General features: G+C 40.6%; 21 protein-coding genes. 9 read left to right on the forward strand and 12 right to left on the reverse strand.

Annotated features, from left to right (window positions below):
• Nucleotides 1-79: 79 nt before the first annotated feature.
• Both V7K53_RS23100 and V7K53_RS23105 read right to left on the reverse strand, forming a co-directional pair.
• Nucleotides 80-247, reverse strand: a complete 168-nt coding sequence (locus tag V7K53_RS23100) for a methyltransferase domain-containing protein (RefSeq protein WP_335199887.1) — start codon at nt 245-247, stop codon at nt 80-82.
• A gap of 35 nt (nt 248-282) precedes the next feature.
• On the reverse strand, nt 283-1,599 hold the full coding sequence (locus tag V7K53_RS23105; protein WP_335199888.1) for a glycosyltransferase: 1,317 nt from the start codon (nt 1,597-1,599) through the stop codon (nt 283-285).
• A gap of 96 nt (nt 1,600-1,695) precedes the next feature.
• Here V7K53_RS23105 and V7K53_RS23110 point away from each other — a divergent pair, with 96 nt between their 5' ends.
• Nucleotides 1,696-2,349: a glycosyltransferase family 2 protein gene (locus V7K53_RS23110; RefSeq protein WP_335199889.1), complete on the forward strand. Its 654-nt coding sequence runs from the start codon at nt 1,696-1,698 to the stop codon at nt 2,347-2,349.
• Nucleotides 2,350-2,367: 18 nt separating this feature from the next.
• Nucleotides 2,368-3,687, forward strand: a complete 1,320-nt coding sequence (locus V7K53_RS23115; protein WP_335199890.1) for an ABC transporter substrate-binding protein — start codon at nt 2,368-2,370, stop codon at nt 3,685-3,687.
• Nucleotides 3,688-3,741: 54 nt separating this feature from the next.
• On the opposite strand, the gene V7K53_RS23120 is transcribed toward V7K53_RS23115, so the two are convergent.
• The gene (locus tag V7K53_RS23120; protein WP_335199891.1) at nt 3,742-4,365 is read right to left on the reverse strand and encodes a hypothetical protein; all 624 of its coding nucleotides are present in this window, start codon (nt 4,363-4,365) and stop codon (nt 3,742-3,744) included.
• A gap of 33 nt (nt 4,366-4,398) precedes the next feature.
• Nucleotides 4,399-5,136 carry a hypothetical protein gene (locus V7K53_RS23125; RefSeq protein ID WP_335199892.1) on the reverse strand — a complete coding sequence of 246 codons (738 nt, stop codon included), beginning with the start codon at nt 5,134-5,136 and terminating at the stop codon, nt 4,399-4,401.
• Between the two features lie 221 nt (nt 5,137-5,357).
• Here V7K53_RS23125 and hemE point away from each other — a divergent pair, with 221 nt between their 5' ends.
• Together hemE and V7K53_RS23135 are read left to right on the forward strand one after the other, a co-directional pair.
• The gene (hemE, locus tag V7K53_RS23130; protein ID WP_335199893.1) at nt 5,358-6,419 is read left to right on the forward strand and encodes a uroporphyrinogen decarboxylase; all 1,062 of its coding nucleotides are present in this window, start codon (nt 5,358-5,360) and stop codon (nt 6,417-6,419) included.
• A 180-nt stretch (nt 6,420-6,599) separates the two neighbouring features.
• Nucleotides 6,600-7,553: an NAD-dependent epimerase/dehydratase family protein gene (locus V7K53_RS23135; RefSeq protein ID WP_335199894.1), complete on the forward strand. Its 954-nt coding sequence runs from the start codon at nt 6,600-6,602 to the stop codon at nt 7,551-7,553.
• Between the two features lie 11 nt (nt 7,554-7,564).
• On the opposite strand, the gene V7K53_RS23140 is transcribed toward V7K53_RS23135, so the two are convergent.
• Nucleotides 7,565-8,278 carry a hypothetical protein gene (locus tag V7K53_RS23140; RefSeq protein WP_335199895.1) on the reverse strand — a complete coding sequence of 238 codons (714 nt, stop codon included), beginning with the start codon at nt 8,276-8,278 and terminating at the stop codon, nt 7,565-7,567.
• A gap of 329 nt (nt 8,279-8,607) precedes the next feature.
• On the opposite strand from V7K53_RS23140, the gene V7K53_RS23145 reads away from it, so the two are divergent.
• On the forward strand, nt 8,608-10,206 hold the full coding sequence (locus tag V7K53_RS23145; RefSeq protein ID WP_335199896.1) for a B12-binding domain-containing radical SAM protein: 1,599 nt from the start codon (nt 8,608-8,610) through the stop codon (nt 10,204-10,206).
• 82 nt (nt 10,207-10,288) lie between these two features.
• On the opposite strand, the gene V7K53_RS23150 is transcribed toward V7K53_RS23145, so the two are convergent.
• The 6 genes from V7K53_RS23150 to V7K53_RS23175 all read right to left on the reverse strand — a co-directional run bounded on the left by V7K53_RS23150 (nt 10,289) and on the right by V7K53_RS23175 (nt 15,726).
• A complete protein-coding gene (locus V7K53_RS23150) occupies nt 10,289-11,377 on the reverse strand; it encodes a hypothetical protein (RefSeq protein ID WP_335199897.1) in 1,089 nt (362 codons plus the stop codon).
• Nucleotides 11,378-11,474: 97 nt separating this feature from the next.
• On the reverse strand, nt 11,475-12,317 hold the full coding sequence (locus V7K53_RS23155; RefSeq protein WP_335199898.1) for a 2-isopropylmalate synthase: 843 nt from the start codon (nt 12,315-12,317) through the stop codon (nt 11,475-11,477).
• A gap of 219 nt (nt 12,318-12,536) precedes the next feature.
• On the reverse strand, nt 12,537-14,597 hold the full coding sequence (locus V7K53_RS23160) for a ribonuclease catalytic domain-containing protein (protein WP_335199899.1): 2,061 nt from the start codon (nt 14,595-14,597) through the stop codon (nt 12,537-12,539).
• A gap of 112 nt (nt 14,598-14,709) precedes the next feature.
• Nucleotides 14,710-14,925, reverse strand: a complete 216-nt coding sequence (rpsR, locus tag V7K53_RS23165) for a 30S ribosomal protein S18 (protein ID WP_012411240.1) — start codon at nt 14,923-14,925, stop codon at nt 14,710-14,712.
• A 5-nt stretch (nt 14,926-14,930) separates the two neighbouring features.
• Nucleotides 14,931-15,125 carry a 50S ribosomal protein L33 gene (rpmG, locus tag V7K53_RS23170; protein ID WP_099100649.1) on the reverse strand — a complete coding sequence of 65 codons (195 nt, stop codon included), beginning with the start codon at nt 15,123-15,125 and terminating at the stop codon, nt 14,931-14,933.
• Between the two features lie 43 nt (nt 15,126-15,168).
• The gene (locus tag V7K53_RS23175; protein ID WP_099100650.1) at nt 15,169-15,726 is read right to left on the reverse strand and encodes an RDD family protein; all 558 of its coding nucleotides are present in this window, start codon (nt 15,724-15,726) and stop codon (nt 15,169-15,171) included.
• 309 nt (nt 15,727-16,035) lie between these two features.
• Here V7K53_RS23175 and V7K53_RS23180 point away from each other — a divergent pair, with 309 nt between their 5' ends.
• Both V7K53_RS23180 and V7K53_RS23185 read left to right on the forward strand, forming a co-directional pair.
• Complete coding sequence (locus tag V7K53_RS23180; RefSeq protein ID WP_335199900.1) at nt 16,036-16,677, forward strand: PEP-CTERM sorting domain-containing protein; 642 nt, start codon at nt 16,036-16,038, stop codon at nt 16,675-16,677.
• Between the two features lie 37 nt (nt 16,678-16,714).
• The gene (locus V7K53_RS23185) at nt 16,715-18,004 is read left to right on the forward strand and encodes a molybdopterin molybdotransferase MoeA (RefSeq protein ID WP_335199901.1); all 1,290 of its coding nucleotides are present in this window, start codon (nt 16,715-16,717) and stop codon (nt 18,002-18,004) included.
• A gap of 48 nt (nt 18,005-18,052) precedes the next feature.
• Here V7K53_RS23185 and V7K53_RS23190 read toward each other — a convergent pair whose 3' ends face one another.
• A complete protein-coding gene (locus V7K53_RS23190) occupies nt 18,053-19,285 on the reverse strand; it encodes a cysteine desulfurase-like protein (protein WP_335199902.1) in 1,233 nt (410 codons plus the stop codon).
• A 135-nt stretch (nt 19,286-19,420) separates the two neighbouring features.
• On the opposite strand from V7K53_RS23190, the gene V7K53_RS23195 reads away from it, so the two are divergent.
• Both V7K53_RS23195 and V7K53_RS23200 read left to right on the forward strand, forming a co-directional pair.
• A complete protein-coding gene (locus V7K53_RS23195) occupies nt 19,421-19,597 on the forward strand; it encodes a hypothetical protein (RefSeq protein ID WP_335199903.1) in 177 nt (58 codons plus the stop codon).
• A gap of 617 nt (nt 19,598-20,214) precedes the next feature.
• Complete coding sequence (locus tag V7K53_RS23200; protein ID WP_335199904.1) at nt 20,215-20,337, forward strand: hypothetical protein; 123 nt, start codon at nt 20,215-20,217, stop codon at nt 20,335-20,337.
• The last annotated feature ends 119 nt before the right edge of the window (nt 20,338-20,456 follow it).

A 20,456-nucleotide genomic window follows, 5' to 3' on the forward strand; every position in this document is an offset into this window, starting at 1 on the left:
ACCAACTTACATTTGAGCAGGTAATTTCTGTCTCTTCTTACAACTTTATCCTGGAAGCTTTATTCTATGCAGCTTCATATTAAATTGGTATTAGAACTTGATGAAACTGGAGCATCTGCTTACAGGGGTCTACCAAATGTTCTAAAACGTCAAAGGAAATGATTGTGTCAAAAGTTTCGTCTGGAGGAATCTCATAACAAAAAGTAATTTTGTTATTTACCCCTAACTCTTCCGCGCGATAACGCACAAAATCATGATGAATATGATTAATATCACAATATATTATTTGTCGAAAATCTTAGTTTGATGAACTGATGCAATCTCATTAATCACCGATTTATTTGTCGATATTGCCTGCTCAATAATATCAACGGTACGAGGAATTCCTCCTGCTTGGCGAATTGCAGTTTGTAACCTCAGAGCATTTTCTTTATAAGATTCTTGCGTTAGTACTTTTTGAATCACCTCACGTAACTTAGTTGTACTCAAGCGTGACAAGGAGATAAATTCACCTACACCAGTCCAAGCAATACGTGCTGCTGTTCCTGGATGGTCATTAGCTATGGGAATAGCAACTGAAGGTACACCATTGGATAGTGATTCTAATACAGTATTTACTCCAGCATGGCTAATAGTCAGGCTGGCTTTTTGCAGTAATTCTAGTTGTGGTGCATATTTGACAACCAAAGGGTTTCCAAGCAGGTTTGGCAATGCATCAGGTTCAAGTCCACCACCAAGAGAAATGACCAACTGGGCATCTAAACCAACACAAGCCTCAGCAATGTGGTAAAAAATATGCTGTAGCCGATTTTGTAATGTCCCCATTGAAGCATAAATTAGGGGTTGGCTATTCAACTTGTCAAACGGAAAATCCACTGGTTTCCTGCCTGCTGAGTCTGAGTGAGGCCCTGTAAAGTGAAGTAAATCAGCCAGTTCACGTCTTGGATATTCAAACTCTGCGGGTTGTTGACTAATAATCGCTAACTTGGAAAGAGAGTAATAGTCATTGATACTAGAGCAAGGAGGCAAATTCCACTGACGGCGATATTGGGAAATTATATCTCGGATAGATTTCGAGAACGCCATTAGGACAGTATAACCAGCACGGTTACGTAGCCGCGACAACAAGCCTGGATTATACTTCCAGGTTGTGAAAAATGGAGGAATCGAATCTTCAAAACCGTTTACTAATGCAGAACAGACTGTAACAAATGGGATATTAAGAAAGTCTGCTAAAGTGCTGCCTCCAAATATACATTCATCAAATATTAACGCTTCAATACCAGCTTCTTTAATAACTAGTGGCGCATCCTGTAGAAATAAAGCTGTTGTTTTTAGAGATAAATTGATAGTGTAATGCAATGCTGTCAACCCATTAAGTTCTCCTAGTCGCTCATGTAATTTTGCCATTGATCCCGCAGGATATTCAGAAGCTGATATGGAGCGAAATTCTAAACCAGCAGCCTTGGCATTAGGTTCGGCATCGGGCATCCCCAAAACTGTGACGCGATGACCACGCTTTAATAGTTCACGTCCTAAAGCGGTCATTGTGTTCAGGTGTCCAGTTGCGCTAGGGCAGATAGTACCGAAATGAGTCATACAGTGTACAAGCTCCACAAATTATGGGTAGTTGATCGTCGTTGCCAAGTAAAAGTTATAGTATAATCTTTTACGTAAAAATATTAATAATTAATTATGTCCAGTGTAATTTTTGACTTGATTCCTCAAATATCAATTGTCACATGTACTTACAATCGGGCAAAATATCTAAACAATTGCATTGATAGTGTTATTGCTCAAAGTTTTAAAGATTGGGAACTGATTATAGTTGATGATGGCAGCCAAGATAATACCTTTGAAATTGTCAATCCTTATATTCAAAAATTTCAAAATATCCGGTATTTGAAACATAAAAACAGGAAACTATGGTATGCTAAAAATGTTGGAATACAGGCATCTTTTGGCAAATATATAACATTCTTAGATAGCGATGATGCGTACAAAGTAAATCATCTGGATGCGCGAATCGAATATATGAGAGCTAATCCAGAAATTGATTTGATTGAAGGTGGATTCGCCACAGAAGAAGAGGTTTGGGTCGCAGATTATTTTCAACCAGGTCAAAAAATTAATCTCCGAGAATGTGTTTTAGGCCCAACATTTTTTGGAAAGAGACAGGTATTTTTTGAGGTGAAAGGATTTAATAATATTGCTTATGGAGAGGATACAGACTTTTGGTATCGGGCGGCAAAAATATTCAGAACTGAAAAAGTAACCGAACCCCAAACTTATATTTACACAAGAGCAGAAACTAGTATTACCAAAAGTGTTTTGGAGAATATTTCTTAATCTGATTAACTACTTGGTATGAAGATTATCCTTTTTCTATCCCAAATAAGCCATTATTCTCGCCGAGTCATCGCTTCTGTTTGGCAGATGTTACTTCTAGGGATTGTTCTAAGTTCGTTCCTAATATTTTTATCTGGTTGTCAGGGACTAGTACAGAAGGATGATGGAGTAATTCATTTAACCCTATGGCAAGCAATCAATCCCCCTGCTAATCGGGATGTGTTTGAAAAACTGGTAGACAAATTTAATCAGACTCATACTGATGTGCAGGTAGAATCTGTCTTTTTAGCTCAACCCCACTTGCCGAAAATATTAACAGCTGTTGTGGGTAATGTGCCTCCAGATATCTTGGCATTCTATCCGCAAATTACAGGTCAGTTAGCAGATTTAAGGGCAATTATACCTTTAGAAAATTGGTTGAAAAAATTGCCCCTAAAGTCAGAAATCACCCCTAACTTACTTGAAGAATTGCAATTAGATGGTCATCTTTGGTCAGCGCCATTATATACAAGTAACATCGGTATTTTTTACAGACCTAAGCTTTTTGAAGCTGCGGGAATTACACAAACGCCCAAGACTTGGGAAGAATTGAGGGAAGTTGCCAAAAAATTAACCATAGACCGCAATGGCGACAACCGACCAGAACAGTACGGAATTCTACTGCCTTTAGGAAAGGGAGAATGGACTGTTTTTAGCTGGTTTCCTTTTTTATTGAGCGCTGGCGGAGAAGTGCTGACAAATAACCGACCGAATTTAACGAACGCTGGAGCGCTGAAAGCTTTACAATTCTGGCAGCAGCTGTTGAAAGATGGTTCAGCAATGCTTTCTTCTCCAGAACGGGGTTATGAAGAAGATGCCTTTATAGCGGGTCGCGTTGCTATGCAAATTACAGGCCCTTGGACTTATATCACAAAATCTAACGTTGATTACGACGCATTTCCCATACCTACAAATGTTGGTCAAGCTACGGTGACAGGTGGTGGAAATCTGTATGTGATGAAGACTACACCAGCCAGAGAGCAAGCTGCACTCAAGTTTTTAGAATATGTTTTGAGTGATGAATTCCAAAAAGAATGGAGTATCGGTACTGGTTTTTTACCAGTTAATTTTAAAGCTGCACAAAGTGAAGCTTATCAGCAATTCCTCAACCAAAAATCTTGGTTAAAAGTGTTTATGGAACAAATTCCTCTAGCTGGCGCTCGACCGATTATTGCCGGATATAGCCGTCTTTCTGACAGTCTTGGTCGAGCTATCGAGGCTACATTGCTGGGTGAATCTCCCGACAAAGCTCTCAAAATAGCACAAGAGCGCTTAGAAACTATTTGGAATAACAATTAAATGGGACTGGGTAACTAGTGGTATCTTTTGAGATGCAGTGGCTTGGGTATATAATTAACTATTAGCATTGGTAAGAATTCCTACAAGCACTCGCACTAATTCTTCCAAACCTTCTGGAACTCGATAAAGTTTGATATCTTGCATGACCCGTTTATCTTGCCGATAAAATATTCCAAATCGCCAATCTTCTCCATTTGTTACAGCACCATATAAAGTTGATGTTTGCGAATCTGTCCATTGGTCGAGTGCTATCAATTCAATTGCAAGTTGAGTAAATCCCCGGCTTAAATCAGATTGCTTGGCTTCGACTACTAACAGGGAATTGGAAGATGAAATATAGTAATCAAAACTTCCTTTGAGTTGTTCGCTAACATTAATGGGGTACTCAATATTTAGTTGACTTTGTGTTTGATCGCAAATTTCTAACAAAATAGGAGCAATTAAAACTTCACGTTTTGCAGCTTCACTAATAGGATTTACACGCATGATATTGCGCCGTAAGTAACGCTGTAAAAATTCTAGATAGTCAATTACATCTGAATATTGTGGTAGTTGTAGCGATGTGCGCTCGTAACTACATCCCAGTTCTGCCAAGATATCTGCTGGGGCATAGGGTAATTCAAAATACTTACTAAATTTATAACTTTGACCGAGTTGGAGAATGCGCGGGCGAGTCATAAATATTAAAATTATGGAATATATCGATAAAAGTTAGGAAGAAACTCTAGTTTTGGAATGTAAACTTCTTTTTAATGTACACAAACCAATTGCTGGTATGGCTCCTAAAATAGCTGCTGTCAGTCCTTGTCCACTCCAATATAATATGGGAGTACGGTAGGTTTCTGGAATTAAATTTTGCACAATAAAAAGCAACCAAACCAAAATAGCGATCCAGAAGAAAGAGATTGAGGGTACAAAATTCCACCACCAAATCCCTACTGTATATCGCCTCAACACCAGCCATTGGCAAATCCCTAGCCAAATCCCAGAAATTATATATGCGATCGCAGACAAAAATCCAAAAATCAAAGTATCTTCAGAAGATGATGAGGCAATGGTTGAAATGTAGTTAATCCAGGCTGTAGAAACACCGTTGGCAATCAGCCAACCGACACTAGTAGCAAATAGCCACTGCCAACCCGGTAAATATCGGTAAAGCACAAGCGCTTGGTCAGCAGCGAAAATCACGGCAAATACAACGTTACTGAGACTTCTAACCAAAATACTCCATGTTTGTGGTTGATTAGCAACGTTAGATGAGAGACTTTGGAGAATAATTTTCTCTAAAGCGATACTGGCAACGCCACCCACAACCCATCCAATGAGGGTCATTAAGGTAAACTGAATAAAGAACCTCTGTCGCTGCGATCGCGGAATCAAATACTTTCCTGGATTAGGCTCGTTATTAGCAGATGCAACATGGTCGGGACTGTTAGAGTCAGTTTGCATAGAGAGTTAAGGGAGTAGATAGTGGAGACAACACAAAAGAGTGACGAAATTCTTTTATATTCCACTTTCTTTGTTAATTCTTGTTTTATCCCATTTCCGACCCGATTTCCTTTTGGTGTAAAGGGACTAGGGCTTTTACTGACAACTTGCTAATAAAGCGTAATCCCAGAATGATAAGCTAAACAGTGGCATAAAAGTTGTGACTTAGGATGAAGTGATAAATGGGTGTTTATTCAACGACTCCTCATCTCTTACGGGCTGCTCGTGGTGAAGTAGTAGATCGTCCCCCTGTATGGATGATGCGACAAGCGGGACGATATATGAAAGCATATCGAGACTTAAGAGATAAGTATCCTTCGTTTCGCGATCGCTCCGAAATTCCAGAAGTAGCAATTGAAGTTTCTTTGCAACCCTGGAGAGCTTTCCAACCAGACGGAGTAATTTTATTTTCTGATATTGTCACCCCATTACCTGGTTTGGGGATTGACATGGATATTGCCGAAGGTAAAGGCCCAATCATTCACTCGCCCCTCCGCACTCAAGAACAAATCGATGCTCTGCATCCTTTAGAACCAGAAGCAGCTCTACCATTTATCAAGACAATATTGCAAGCGCTACGTTCGGAAGTAGGCGATAAATCAACGGTGTTGGGCTTTGTGGGTGCGCCGTGGACGTTAGCAGCTTATGCAGTTGAAGGAAAAGGTTCTAAAACCTACTCCATCATCAAAAACATGGCATTCTCAGATCCGGCGATATTGCATCAACTGTTAGCTAAATTAGCAGATGCGATCGCTATCTATGCCCGCTACCAAATTGACTGTGGCGCTCAAGTTGTGCAAATGTTCGATTCTTGGGCGGGTCAATTGAGTCCTCAAGATTATGATACCTTTGCTCTCCCCTATCAGCAGCGAGTTTTCCAGCAAGTCAAGCAAACCCATCCTGATACACCTTTGATTTTGCTAGTTAGCGGTAGTGCAGGTGTGTTGGAAAGAATGGGACAATCTGGTGCTGATATTGTCACTGTAGACTGGGCAGTAGATATGGCAGACGCAAGAGCCAGATTGGGTAAACAAATGAAAGTTCAAGGAAATCTTGATCCAGGCGTGCTATTCGGCTCTAAACAGTTTATCCGCGATCGCATCCTCGATACCGTTCGCAAAGCTGGCAATTGGGGTCATATTCTCAATCTCGGTCATGGTGTCTTACCAGAAACTCCAGAAGAAAATGTCGCTTTCTTCTTTGAAACGGCAAAGGAATTGAATCTTGCAGGAGTTAAGAGTTAGGAATTATGAGTTATGAGTTATGAGTTAGGAGTTATCAGTTAGGAGTTATCAGTTGCGAAGTGCAAAGTTATTTTTAACTCCTCACTTCTCACTCCTAACTTGATTTTAACTCCTGATTCGGAACTTTTAACTTGATTCTTAACTCTTTAGTTTTAACTCCTAAATTTTAAAAAACTCTTTATGAGCCAGAAGCGGATTTTAGTGACTGGTGCAAGTGGTTGTGTAGGTCATTATTTAACAGAAGCCTTAATTAAAGAAACAGATCACGAACTGTATCTATTAGTTAGGAACCCAAACAAGCTACAAGTTGATACCAAGGCACGTTCAGGCATCAACGTTTTGCAAGGCGATATGCAAAATATTCGCCAATTTGCCGATTTGCTATCCACAATTGATACAGCGGTACTCACAGCTACAGCTTGGGGTGGCGATCGGACATTTGATATTAATGTAGTTAAGACAATAGAGTTACTCGAACTGCTAGATCCAGAACGTTGCCAACAGGTGATTTATTTTTCGACAGCTAGCGTTTTGGATCGCTACAATCAACCATTAAAAGAAGCCGGGGAAATTGGGACAGATTATATCCGTTCTAAATATGAGTGCTTAGAGAAAAAAGAAAAATTAGCGATCGCACCCAAAATTACCACAGTATTTCCCACTTTAGTATTGGGTGGTGATGCCAATAAACCTTATTCTCCTGTCACATCTGGTATTACAGAAGTTACGAAATATATTAATGTGATTCGCTTTCTAGAAGCAGATGGCAGTTTTCACTTTATCCACGGACGAGATATTGCCACTGTCGTGCGATATTTAATCGATCGTCCTGCTAAAGATAATCAGCCACGTCGGCTTGTTTTAGGTCAAGCACCGTTAACTGCTAATCAAGCAGTGAAACAGGTCTGTGCTTATTTTGGCAAAAAGATTTACTTTCGCATTCCCATATCTATAGCATTGGCTAATTTGATTATTGTTCTGTTCCGCATTCGCATGGCCGCTTGGGATCGGTTTTGTATGAACTATCGGCATTTTACTTATGAAAAATTCATCAATCCCGATAGTTTCGGCTTGCCAAATTATTGTGCCACCATGAGTGATGTTTTGAAAATTAGCAGTGTTAAACGTGTATGAAAAAATATCTATTATTTGCTAATAATAGCGGTCATTTCTTGCGAAGATAAGCCGACACAAGCTGCCAGTTCTTCCAATGTCAATCGTTCGCGTGTATTTGCTTCTAACATAGACGTTGCAGCTGCAATGTAGTCAGGATTAGCAAGATGATTGACATTCTTAGGAAAAGTTGCTTGGGAATAAAGGCTGGCAATGTCGGAACTTCCAGTAATTTTTTGTATTTGATAAGTGGCAATTAAAGCTGCCTGACGGGCTTGGAGATAGGCAATATAATATTGCACGATAGCCAATCTTTTTTGCTGTCTAGCTTCCTTCCAACGAGCTTGCAAAACAGGAAGGTGCTGAAAAGTACTAATGAATTTAATCGGGTCAACTGTGACGGTTAAGGAAAAGCTGTTTGAGCGCTCAGATGGGGAATCCGGTGATGTTGAGATCGTACTTAGAGCCGGAGATAATTCGATAGCTAAGACATCTCTAAAAGCATTCAATCCCATTGCAGCTTTTGTTTCCAGCACTTGGGCTGAGTTGCGTTCAGCAATAGCTACTAATTGATCAATGATTTTGAGATCCTGCTGTGTAATTTCAGTTTGAAGGAGGTTACGTTGATTACTAGAACTAGACTTATCTTCGGATGCAACCACAGGAAATGTAGTACTGACAAATGTAACAGTAAGGAGAATCCTAAAACTTTGTGCAAAAGCTTTTGAGAGCCATTGTGCGACCATCTGATTGATTTATTCGGAAGCGCTACACTTGTTTTCTAATTTGCTTCTCTTTTCACGATACAGCTAAATGACAATAATTCTTATATATGTGGGAGTCTTTTTAAGGAAATCCTAGTAAACTGTGGCGAAAGTTTACCTACCTTTAACCAGTTGCTCAGGGCAACTTGTCTGGTTAATTGAGATGGTAGCTGGATTTACGCCGTCCTGTACTAGTCAACCATTTGAGTTAAAAATATGAATGGTAAAATAAAACAACTTTAATAAAAAGTCAATAACTCTTTATTTTCGTTAGAGTGGGATAACAATCAAAGTGTGAGGATTGATACTACATGCGAATCTTGTTAGTGTATCCAATATTTCCCAAAACCTTTTGGTCTTATGAAAAAATCTTGGAGTTAGTCGATCGCAAGGTTTTATTACCACCTCTGGGTTTAGTAACAGTAGCCGCGATTTTGCCCCAAGAATGGGAATTCAAGCTGGTCGATCGCAACATCCGTGCAGCAACAGAAGCAGAATGGGCGTGGGCAGATGTAGTAATTCTCTCTGCGATGATTGTCCAGAAACAAGATTTACTTGAGCAAATTCAGGAAGCAAAAAAACGTGGCAAGCTAGTTGCAGTTGGCGGCCCCTACCCCACCTCTGTACCTCATGAAGTTGAAAATGTTGGCGCAGATTTTCTCATTCTGGATGAAGGGGAAATCACGCTGCCCATGTTTATTGAGGCAATTAAACGGGGTGAAACATCTGGCACTTTCCGCGCCACAGAAAAGCCTGATGTCACCAGCACACCAATACCGCGTTTTGATTTATTGGAATTGAATGCTTATGACATGATGTCGGTGCAGTTTTCGCGTGGCTGTCCCTTCCAGTGCGAATTTTGCGACATTATTGTTCTCTACGGACGCAAACCGCGCACCAAAACCCCAGCCCAACTTTTAGCAGAGTTAGATTACCTCTATGAATTGGGTTGGCGGCGGGGTGTGTTCATGGTGGATGACAACTTTATTGGCAACAAGCGAAATGTCAAATTGTTGCTGAAAGAGTTAAAAGTCTGGATGGCAGAACATAAGTATCCTTTCCGATTTGACACTGAAGCTTCAATTGACTTGGCACAAGACGCAGAAATGTTGGAGTTGATGGTTGAGTGTGGTTTCTCGGCGGTGTTTTTGGGAATCGAAACGCCGGATGAGGATAGTTTGCAAATGACTAAGAAGTTTCAAAATACTCGCAGTTCCCTAACTGAGGCAGTGCAAACCATCACCAAAGCGGGATTGCGCCCAATGGCTGGGTTTATTATTGGGTTTGATGGCGAAAAAGCCGGTGCAGGCGATCGCATTGTCCGCTTTGCTGAACAAGCAGCAATTCCCTCAACCACCTTTGCCATGTTACAAGCATTACCTAACACCGCACTTTGGCATCGCCTGAAAAAGGAAGGACGATTACGGGAAAATCAAGACGGGAACATCAACCAAACAACATTGATGAACTTCCTACCCACCCGTCCTCTAGAAGAACTTGCGCGAGAATATATTGAAGCATTCTGTACTTTATACGATCCAATACAGTACTTGGATCGCACCTATCGCTGCTTCTTGATGATGGGTTTGCCGAGTTGGAAAGCCCCAGCGAAAATGCCAGAGTGGGTAGTTATAAAAGCGTTGCTGATTGTGATTTGGCGACAAGGAATCAAACGGGAAACCCGCTGGAAATTCTGGCATCATTTGTTCAGCATTCTCAAGCGTAACCCTGGAGTTATTGAACATTACATCGCTGCTTGCGCCCACAACGAGCATTTTCTAGAGTATCGCCAAATTGTGCGCGATCAGATTGAAAGTCAGCTAGCTGAGTATTTAGCACAAGGTACAGAAACGCCCTATGTGCTAGTTAAGCAAAAAGCTGAGGAAAAAGCTGAAGCAGTAGTTAGTTAAGGTTGGTAATGGGTAATAGTAAATAAATTACTTATTACCCGTTCTCAATTAAAATTATGCAAATGCAATATTTGAGTTCAAATTATTTTACAACCATGCGCTTAAAATAGTACTCTCCTAACTTGATTACCAGAGGGAGAAGCGGTGTCACTACAGAAAGCAAGTATTGACGGAAGGTTGTAACATCAAAAGGCCACACAGGAAAATCATTAGTCAATGTGTAGATAGAACGCAATTCTTGAAGTTTCACAGCTTCTTTCTTCAAAGCCTCTCCATCGCTACTCAAGCTTGTGTGAATGCGTTTATAATCTATTTGAAACTGCCTGGCAATCTCGCCTAATAATTCTTCTTTAGCTTTTCTCATACCTCTGCGGGCGGCAAGAAGAGGGCCAAAAAAGCACACTAAGGATATGGGAATATAGAGTAGGATGGTGAAATTAAAATACCAATATTCCTGTGCGATTCCTTGACTAATAAATTGATACTTACTCAATGTAATCATCGTACCAAATATAGCCGCTAGGTAAGCTGTATTTAGTGAATATTGGCTTAACGGACTTAAACCGCCACAGCGATCGGGGTGGAGTGGATTAATTTTAAGTTGCTTATTATTCTTACCCAAAAGTTCATGCAGTAACCAAACATTAGTTGTTAGGTTCAACACTAATACACTTCCTGCGTAAAATATTGCAACAGCGTTAATTGCACCCGTCAGGGCAGGAATTCCTCCATCAGATCCTGTCCAGTTAGAAACATCTTGCTGTAGTGAGAAATACCAGATTCCAAATGCGATCGCTGTTACTAATCCAAAAAATTGACGCCACGACTTTTGGTAAGGCAATAATACCAAATTAATTTCTGCTTCGGTAGTGTCAACAATATCCGATTGTTCAAGGTATTCAATTAGCTGATAGATTGCCTTAAATGACCACAGGTAATAGCCAAAGATAACTGGATTGAGCAGACAGATCCACACCCAAGCGAACCAATCCTGTAGCAATCCTAAGTGTTTTTCATGTAATATCAACGTCTTACTTACCGTAGCAGCAATTAAATAAAAACCAGATGTAATGACGATTGAGAGCATTCCTAAACTGACAGGTGTCAATTTGCATTTGTCAATTAACCACCGGGCTACAGGATCGGCGCGATAAAAGTCTTGCTTTTGCATACTGTTTCTGAAAACTAATATGCTATCCTCTTTTGTTTGATTTTGTTGAAAATTATACTTATGTTGATTTATGTCTACTTGTATTTACTTGTATTAGCTATTTTGCCTTTCCAATCCCAGTGATTTGAAAAATTAACTCTGCCGCTTTACTCATTAACAAAGTATTAATCTCAAGTTGATAATTCCCCTGTTTTAAAACCTCTATCACAACTTGACTTAAATCTGCGTTACCTTTCCTTGCACCCAAACCATTAATTGCACATTCAATTTGCCTCACGCCACAACTTAAAGCAATGAGTGAATTATCTACTGCCATACCCAAATCATCATGACAGTGTACTGAAACTACAACTTCGTTAATATTGGGTACTCGATTAAAAATCATTTGCAAAAGTTGCGAAAACTCTTCTGGCGATGCTAAACCTAAGCTATCAGGAATACTAACAGTAGTAGCACCGCTCTTGATAGCAGTTTCAATAGATTTACACAAAAAATCTGGCTCACTTCTGGGAGCATCAAAAGCGCTCCATTCTACATCATCACAGTAATTGCGTGCGAGAGAAACACTCTCTTTGATTGTTGCTAATACTTCTTCTTTGGTTAATTTAGACTGATTTTTCAGATTTACCGGAGTATAAGTATGAATTCTAGCTCTGATTGCTGGTTTAATTGCTTCAGCAAGAGTGATTATTTCATCTGAATTGGAACTAGCTAGCCCACAAATAGTAGAATTTTTAATTATTTTAGAAATATTAAAGACTTCATCAAAATCTTTTTGAGAACTTCCTGGATAACCAACTTCAATAATATCTACTCCCATGTCTTCAAGCAATTGGGAAATAGCAATTTTTTGTTGCAAATTCATCTTTACACCAGGCGTCAATTCTCCATCACGCATAGTGGTATCAAAAATAATTACTTTTTGATTATTTTTTGACATATTGGCTAGAGATAGCGATCGCTTACATCAAATACAATCTTAAGGAATATTCTCACTTAAGAAAACTATCTCTACTCTAAATCCCGATAAACACTTACAATGCGTACAACTTACTTTTTCCAGATATTGTAAAAAGTCAGAAAGTTTTTGGAGTAAGTTCAAAATAATTCGTAATATCAATTACGAATTACGAATTACGAACTACGAATTACGAATTACTTAATTCGCCGCTGTTTGGGCTTCTTGATAAATTATTTCTTGGAACTGGATCATATCTTTTTGTGGATCGGCGTGGCTAACTTTCACCACTATCTGTTCGCCCAAGTTCACAGAACGTTTGAAAGCCATTGGTAACTGCAAGCCCAAATCTTCTAACAAAATTAGTGCTAAGTTGCTGTCTTCTCGCAACCACATCAAGACTGTCACATCCCAAGTTTCCTCTGGATGACGGCGTAAATACTCTAGAGCATAATATCTATTAGTTTGTCGTTCCACCATCGTCACCTCTTGGGTGATACTGGTGACAGTCATCATCACTTCTTTAAGTTGATCTGCGGAAAATGGCAGAACTTCACCCCGCAAATGAGCTTTAATTTGAAAATGGGTGAGTAAGTCACTGTAGCGGCGGATGGGAGAGGTTGCTTGAGTGTAAGTATCCAAGCCCAAACCAGCATGGCGCAAAGGCGTAATACTCATTTCACTCTTGGGCATACAACGACGCATGGCGCAAGCGCGAACGAATCCGGCTGGAAGTAGAAGCAATTCCTCATCTGGAGGTAATTCTGGTTGCGGTTGACCGCGAAAAGGCAAAGGGATGTTATGAGTTTTACCATAACGAGCCGCAACTTCACCGGCAACAATCATCATTTCTGCTACCAGTTGCCGCGATGGGGAATCGTCCAAAATATCAATGTGGATCTCCTCACCTTTGACTTTGATCGTCGCTTCGGGCATGGTGATGCTAATTGCTCCTTGGGCGTAACGCCAAGCTCTGCGCCGCTGTGCCCAAATAGCGATCGCAGCAATTTCCGGTTCTGCTTGTACCCGTAATTGCAGCATTTCATCTACATCTTCGTAGGTGAGGCGATAAGTCGGCTTAATCAAGCTGGTATGAATGCTGTAATCTTCTACTCCCCCACTTGTCCCTAAAATAATCCCGAAACTGAGGGCGCAACAAACCTTTCCCTGGATCAGACTCATTGGCCCAGTTGCCAACACTTCCGGGAACATGGGAATCATTCCCGTAGGTAAATAGACTGTACTACCGCGCTTTCTGGCTTCCAAATCTAATTCATCTTCCGGTACTAACCATCTAGTGGGATCGGCGATATGCACCCACAGGCGCTCCCTTCCATCGGGTAGAATTTCCCAACTTAGACCATCGTCGATCTCTGTGGTAGTTTCATCATCAATGGTGTAAACCTTCAGGTGAGTCAGATCAAGGCGGTTTGTATCTGAGTCAATCGGCGGGAAATCCAAACGCTGTTGCGCCACTTCTAATACCTTATGAGGAAATTGAATCGGAATTGAAGAACGACGCAGGAACAAGTTTTCATAAGGACTCCAGCAACCCAAATCTACTAATAGTTGAAAAGCCCCTTGGGGTGTTGTGGGCCGTCCCAGCATGGTCATAGTTTCTAATACTGGAGCGCTGGGCGGATAAGCACGAGCCAAGGAGTCATAATTAACTCCCGTCCGCACCGTGTCAGCTATTAGCGCTGCGTATTTTTCTAGTCCTTCTAAGCGCTGGCGATCGTGGCGCTGCCACTCTACTGCTTCACCTTTAAGCGCCTGCTCTACACGAGTTAAAAATTCCTGCTGTCCTTTAGCTTTTAGTGCCTCTACTTCCAGTTGGTGCTTGCGTTCTGCCACTTGAGCAGCAGTTCTCGGCTCGTAAGCGTCTCCTTTTTGCTTGAAATAAAGTTTGTCGTCTGATAACAAGCAATGGGCGGCGTAACGAGGAGCAGCGGCTGATTCTGAAAATAGCAGATTTGCCATTTGGTCTGGGGTAACTGTTTCCCCATCTTCAACCAGCAATTCCCAAGCCACTTCTAAACTAGATGGGTCTAAATAAGGCTCGATCTGCTCCAAAAAGCTGGCAATCTCAGAAGCCTTGTAAGTCTGTCCGGTAACTGTATAGGTTATTTGTCTAGGCGCGAGGCTGTGGGATTGACCACGTTCGTCTACCACAAACCAGCGGGTTTTACCGTCTGGACGTTCTACGATGCCCAGACGGCGATCGCCTTGAACCCTAAATTCAACTAGCGTCCCCTTCTCCACAACTCTCGCACTCTAATTTGGTGAACAGTTTAAATAGTTTTAAGTTAGGAGTTAGGAGTTAGGAGTTTTGATTCTTAACTCATCACTCATCACTCATAACTCATCACTCTTTTTAGCCTTCCGCATTGATAAATGGCAACAAAGCCACAATCCGCGAACGTTTAATTGCTAATGTCAACTCTCGCTGTTGCTGAGATGTAAGCCCGGTAATCCGACGTGGCAGTATCTTTCCCCGCTCGGTGACAAACTTACGCAATAAATCAACATCTTTATAATCAATTGGTTCTCCTGGCTTGATCGGAGACAGGCGACGACGGAAATAACTCATCTTTTTTACTTAATTTCCTTGTGAACGGTATGTTTGTTGCAGTGGGTGCAGAACTTTTTCAGTTCTAGCCTGTTGGTGGTGTTGCGGCGATTCTTAGTACTGGTATAACGGGTAACACCAGCAGAACGCTTATCTGGATTTGTCCGGCACTCAGTACACTCTAGTGTGATAATAATGCGGGCACCTTTACTCTTAGCCATAATCTTACAAACAGTGAAGCCTGAAGAGAATAAACACAAATGACTATCTTCTCACATTCCGCCGCATATTTTCAACTAATCTTTTAATTTTTATATCGAGCGAGTAGCCGCGACGCGACGAAACAATGAAAGTTCCACAATAGCGATCGTGTAAAGCTTGCCGCATCTGGGTATCAGAGAAGGCAGTTCCGCAATCAATTGCTAGGGGAATTACTAGCAGTATAGCAGTGGGATTGGCTCTAATATTGCTCAGGGCAATTGACACTAATAAAGCACCCAAGCCAATAATCGCCTCTCGCTTCACTAGTGAGAGCAAATCTGGAATTCTGCCCACTACTTCCCCATCTTCGACTTCCAGCACCTTTAAATCGAACGCCCAACGCCCTAAACTTTGCCCTTGATTGTTGTATACCACCACTACCCGCAAAACCAGCCAAAGTATTATAAAAACTAAGATTTCAACAAATTGAATACCGATATCGCTGCCTCCCAGTAGGGAACTGACTAACCAGACACCAAGGAAATCAAGTCCTAATGCCATACCTCGCCGCCCAATCTCAGCTTTGGGATAGTGTTTTTGGGGAAGTCGTTCGATAGTCATACAAAATAGGTGTTTTTATTTAGGGGTTGGGAAATAACGATCGCTCCTGTTTTTTATATTAAGATGATGACTTTGCTAGTTGCTGCGCTGTAAAGGAACAAAAACCAGCCAACAAAAATTTGTACCCCTGCCAACTGCACAACTCAAAAATAGGATTAAGCAACTAGGTACTTTTGATACTCTGTTAGTACTTAATGGGCATCTCATAGAACAGCCGCTACACGTCATGGATGCAACATACAGTAGGGTTGTACATCTATATTGTATTGTTGTAGAAACTTCATTTTAATTAATTTGGAAGTTGTATCTATGACACATCTGTTTACCAAAACAGCTATTAGTCTGGTGACGACTACTACTTTAGCGTTAGCGATCGCCATAACTACCAACAACCAGGCTCATGCTGCCGAGTTTAACTTTAACTGGAAAGGAGACACAGGTTATTCAGCTAAAGGTTCATTTAACTACGATACAACAACTGCTCCCAGCGTCATTTCTGAAGCTGGTTTGGGAGCTACGAAGAACTTACAATCTCTCTCAATTTCCTTCTTCGATCCCTTGAGTAATCTGATAAATAGTTTCACTCCAGTGCTTAGTGGGATATCTAACTACGGCTTTTTAAGATTCAACTTTGATAGCACTAAAGAGCAAATTTTTGGCCCCTTTGATGTAGGCAAGGATGATGAGTTTCCTGGCGACAAATGGCTTAATAATAATCTTGCACTTATAGATGAAGGTTTTAGCAATCAGGTTCTAGCTAAAGAATTTCATTTGATCGATAGAAATGCAGCAGGCACAGAGCAAATACTAGATTTAGGCAACAATTCGGTTCAAGTATCCAAAGTCCCTGAAGGAAGCATAATTATCGGTTTACTAGCAGTGTGTAGTTTAGGATTTACCCTCAAGCAGAAATCAATCCAAAATCCAAAATATAAAATTGGTCAGTGTTAGTTTACAGGGATAAAGAAAACAGTTGGAGGCGATCGCTATGTTATCAGTCAGCGATGCACAAGCAATTATTTTAAATTTAGTACAACCGTTGGATCGTCTACGGGATACAGAAGTTGTAGATTTATTAACAGCCGATAGTCGCATTTTGGCAACACCTGTCACCAGTTCGCTAGATTTTCCCCATTGGGATAATTCGGCAATGGACGGCTACGCAGTCCGCTACGAAGATGTACAGGACTCTAACGCCGAACAACCAGCTATTTTAGAAATTGTTGAAGAGATTCCGGCTGGGTATCAGCCCAAGTCTACGATTCAACCAGGGCAAGCCGCACGAATTTTTACAGGTGCGGTAATCCCAGCCGGTGCGGATACTGTAGTCATGCAAGAGAAGACACGCCGCGAGGAAAACCGCGTATTTATTCTAGCTGCACTAAAACCGCAAGAATTTGTTAGACACAAAGCATCTTTTTATCAAGCTGGAACACAACTACTACCAGCAGGAATTAAGTTAAATGCCTCAGAAATTGCCGTATTGGCAGCAGCACAGTGTCCGCAATTCAGTGTTTACCGCCGTCCGCGTGTGGCAATTTTTTCCACTGGTGATGAGTTGATGACAATCGATAGACCGTTGCAATCGGGGCAAATTGTGGATTCTAATCAGTATGCGCTGGCAGCATTAGTAAGACAAAGTGGCGCAGAACCGTTAATTTTAGGCATTGTGAAAGACGATCCAGTTGCTCTGGAGAAAGTGATTACCCACGCCATTGCGATCGCTGATATAGTTCTTTCTTCTGGTGGCGTCTCAGTGGGAGATTATGACTATATTGACAAAATTCTAGAGTCACTAAAAGCAAAAATCCACATTCGGGCTGTGGAAATTAGTCCAGGAAAACCCCTGACTGTCGCCACTTTCCCCAGTAGAGACGCGATTAATCGCGTCTCTACAAACTCCCATTCGGCTACGCTCACGGCAAGCCCACTTTATTTTGGTTTACCAGGAAACCCTGCTGCTGTGTTGGTAACATTTTGGCGGTTTGTGCTACCAGCAATCAAGAAACTTTCGGGAATTACTGAAGGTTGGGAACCAGTATTTTTGAAAGTGCGATCGCATGATGAATTGCGATCGAACGGCAAACGTGAAACTTACCTTTGGGGTAAATTGCATTTAATTGATGGAGTTTACGAATTTCACAAAGCTGCTGGTAGTCACAGTTCTGGCAATTTAATTAATTTAGCTCAAACCAATGCCTTAGCTGTTCTACCTGTGGGTCAAACAGTAATTTTGCCACAAGAAGAAGTGCAAGTTTTGCAGCTTAGTAATAGGTAATGGGGAGTGGGGACAAGGGGAGAATAACCCAATGCCCAATCCCTAATCTTAAAATATCTGCTCAAAAGCCTCAATCAAGCTGTTAACTTCCTCAAGGGTGTTGTAATGCACCATACTCACCCGGACTATTCCACCTTGGGGCGCTAACCCCAGGTATTCAATCAGCCGTTTGGCATAAAAGTCCCCATAACGAATCCCAATATAATGTTGGTCAACTTTTGCGGGTATAGTTGAGCTATTTATTCCATCAACGACAAAAGATATAGTTGGTACACGGAATTGACGGTCAGCCTTTGATTGACCAATCACTCGCACATTCGGCTTACTGTTGAGGTAATTTAGGAGGCGATCGCTAATCTTTTCTTCATGTATGCTAATTAAATCAAATGCTTGCACCATTTGATTTCTCAAATCAGGTGCAGTTTCATTTCCATAGTGTAATTGTGCTAATTCACTTAAATAATCACATAAACCTAACATTCCATAACTTAATTCAAAATTGACATTCCCTAACTGAAATTTATAAGGTATGTCTGTCTGGTCAATAAAATAATGGTTCAAACCAGGCAATCTTAATAAATGTTCTTCTTTGCCATAAAGTAAGGCATGGTGAGGCCCATAAACTTTATAAAAACTCAAAGTATAAAAATCAACATCTAAATCTTGGACATCAACCAATCTGTGAGGTGCATAAGCTACACCATCTACACAAATCATGGCGTTGCGATCGTGTACAAATGCAGCAATTTCTTTGATTGGATTGATAGTTCCCAGAACATTAGAAGCATGAGTCAAGGCTACCAGTTTGGTGCTATGACTCATCAATGGTTCTAAATCTGCTAAATGAAGTTCCAAAGTATCTGGGCGAACTTTCCACACTTTAACCTTCATTCCTTGTTTTTCAAGAGCGACCCAAGCACCAATATTGGCCTCATGGTCACAATTAGTAACAATAACCTCATCACCAGGTGTAAAGGTTTGACCCAGACACATTGAGAGAACTTTCAACATCATTGTAGTAGATGGGCCCATAACCACTTCTTTATAAGAATTGGCATTAATGAAAGTAGCCATTCCCCTAGTTGCTAAAGCCAATCGTTCTCCAGCAAGTTGAGAGATCCCATAAGAAGCTCCTAACTGGACATCTGAGCTTAGGAGAAATTCGCTAATTTTATCTACTACTTTTTTCAAGGTTTGTGACCCACCGGCATTATCAAAAAAAGTCCACTCACCAGCTAGAGCCGGAAAATATTGACGAACTTTATCAAGATTCAGGAGCATAATATAAGTTTTCTAGAGAATGTTCTTTACCCTAGCCTAGCTTCTGACAAGTCGCCCAGAGAACATCTACATTCTCTTTTGATGTTTGTAGCTTGTTATGCCAGCCTTCTTACTCTAGAAATCTGGTGAAAAAGAATGGAGAAAGATGTAGCAATGCTATGTGTCTACAAAGGTTCTTTCCTTCAAAAACGGTATCGTACACTACTATTTTTTAGCGATAGCTACGCCCGCCGTCGCGGAGCGTCTCGTAGAGAAGGCATCGCAAAACTTTTCGGTCTACTGAATATTGCCCTGATTCGTCTCATGGTTTGACGGCTTGCATAATTTTTAGCTCGCTCTGACTTTTAAAACATTCTCTTATATTTGACAGTATATAAATGTTTAATATCAAGCATTTTGCTAGAAAATATTTTTAAATTAAAACATTTTTTGGTAACTGTCTTAACTGTCTATAAATTATTTCTTAACTGTCTTAACTGTTCTTTTGTTTTGGTTCTAATATTGATAATATTCAAGATAAAGTTCTCATATAAAGAGACCTTCAGAAAATTAGTAAATAAAAGTAAACTCATGTCTGACATTAAAAAAATGGTACATCTTGGATAATGAATTGGTTTTTTGGTTTTAATCAAACTCCTACAAACGAAGACAGTCTCACTGATATGAAAGCTGTTTTATGTTGCGCTAAAGGAGATAGAGTTCTTTCACCAGAAGAGAAGAATTGGGCAATTAGATTCTGTGCATCTTGGGGAGTCCCAGATTCGGTAATCGAATAACTAGAAACATATAAAGCAGATGAACCTATAGAAGAAGTAATTGCTCGTTCTCCTCAAGTATCGATAGCACAAAGAGATATACTTTTATCTGCAATTTGGGTTTCTGCTGCCGATAGAGAGTATCATCAAGAGGAAAAAGCAAAAATTCGGAAAATGGCTGCTATTTTAGGAGTGACAGAAGACATAGTAGAACAATTAGAGCAGCTACAGAAAGAAGAGTTATCTTTACGTCATAAACGCCTCAAGCTCTTATATCCTGAAAAAAGTCCTTACTAAAAATTTGATGTTGCTGATTAAAGTATAAATATTGGTGTAGACACTGTTTCACTCAAAGCCAGATAACAAGTGTATAGATTTTTCATGCGTAGATGAGAGGGAGAAAAGGGGTTGCCGTC

Origin of the sequence: Nostoc sp., assembly GCF_036917355.1 — a bacterium.
GTDB lineage: Bacteria > Cyanobacteriota > Cyanobacteriia > Cyanobacteriales > Nostocaceae > Nostoc.

Coding starts and splice junctions, on each gene's coding strand:
- V7K53_RS23105 (WP_335199888.1), bottom strand. CDS start 1,599: ATGACTCATTTCGGTACTATCTGCCCTAGCGCAACTGGACACCTGAAC.
- V7K53_RS23110 (WP_335199889.1), top strand. CDS start 1,696: ATGTCCAGTGTAATTTTTGACTTGATTCCTCAAATATCAATTGTCACA.
- V7K53_RS23115 (WP_335199890.1), top strand. CDS start 2,368: ATGAAGATTATCCTTTTTCTATCCCAAATAAGCCATTATTCTCGCCGA.
- V7K53_RS23120 (WP_335199891.1), bottom strand. CDS start 4,365: ATGACTCGCCCGCGCATTCTCCAACTCGGTCAAAGTTATAAATTTAGT.
- V7K53_RS23125 (WP_335199892.1), bottom strand. CDS start 5,136: ATGCAAACTGACTCTAACAGTCCCGACCATGTTGCATCTGCTAATAAC.
- hemE (WP_335199893.1), top strand. CDS start 5,358: ATGGGTGTTTATTCAACGACTCCTCATCTCTTACGGGCTGCTCGTGGT.
- V7K53_RS23135 (WP_335199894.1), top strand. CDS start 6,600: ATGAGCCAGAAGCGGATTTTAGTGACTGGTGCAAGTGGTTGTGTAGGT.
- V7K53_RS23140 (WP_335199895.1), bottom strand. CDS start 8,278: ATGGTCGCACAATGGCTCTCAAAAGCTTTTGCACAAAGTTTTAGGATT.
- V7K53_RS23145 (WP_335199896.1), top strand. CDS start 8,608: ATGCGAATCTTGTTAGTGTATCCAATATTTCCCAAAACCTTTTGGTCT.
- V7K53_RS23150 (WP_335199897.1), bottom strand. CDS start 11,377: ATGCAAAAGCAAGACTTTTATCGCGCCGATCCTGTAGCCCGGTGGTTA.
- V7K53_RS23155 (WP_335199898.1), bottom strand. CDS start 12,317: ATGTCAAAAAATAATCAAAAAGTAATTATTTTTGATACCACTATGCGT.
- rpsR (WP_012411240.1), bottom strand. CDS start 14,925: ATGAGTTATTTCCGTCGTCGCCTGTCTCCGATCAAGCCAGGAGAACCA.
- rpmG (WP_099100649.1), bottom strand. CDS start 15,125: ATGGCTAAGAGTAAAGGTGCCCGCATTATTATCACACTAGAGTGTACT.
- V7K53_RS23175 (WP_099100650.1), bottom strand. CDS start 15,726: ATGACTATCGAACGACTTCCCCAAAAACACTATCCCAAAGCTGAGATT.
- V7K53_RS23180 (WP_335199900.1), top strand. CDS start 16,036: ATGACACATCTGTTTACCAAAACAGCTATTAGTCTGGTGACGACTACT.
- V7K53_RS23185 (WP_335199901.1), top strand. CDS start 16,715: ATGTTATCAGTCAGCGATGCACAAGCAATTATTTTAAATTTAGTACAA.
- V7K53_RS23190 (WP_335199902.1), bottom strand. CDS start 19,285: ATGCTCCTGAATCTTGATAAAGTTCGTCAATATTTTCCGGCTCTAGCT.
- V7K53_RS23195 (WP_335199903.1), top strand. CDS start 19,421: ATGGAGAAAGATGTAGCAATGCTATGTGTCTACAAAGGTTCTTTCCTT.
- V7K53_RS23200 (WP_335199904.1), top strand. CDS start 20,215: ATGGCTGCTATTTTAGGAGTGACAGAAGACATAGTAGAACAATTAGAG.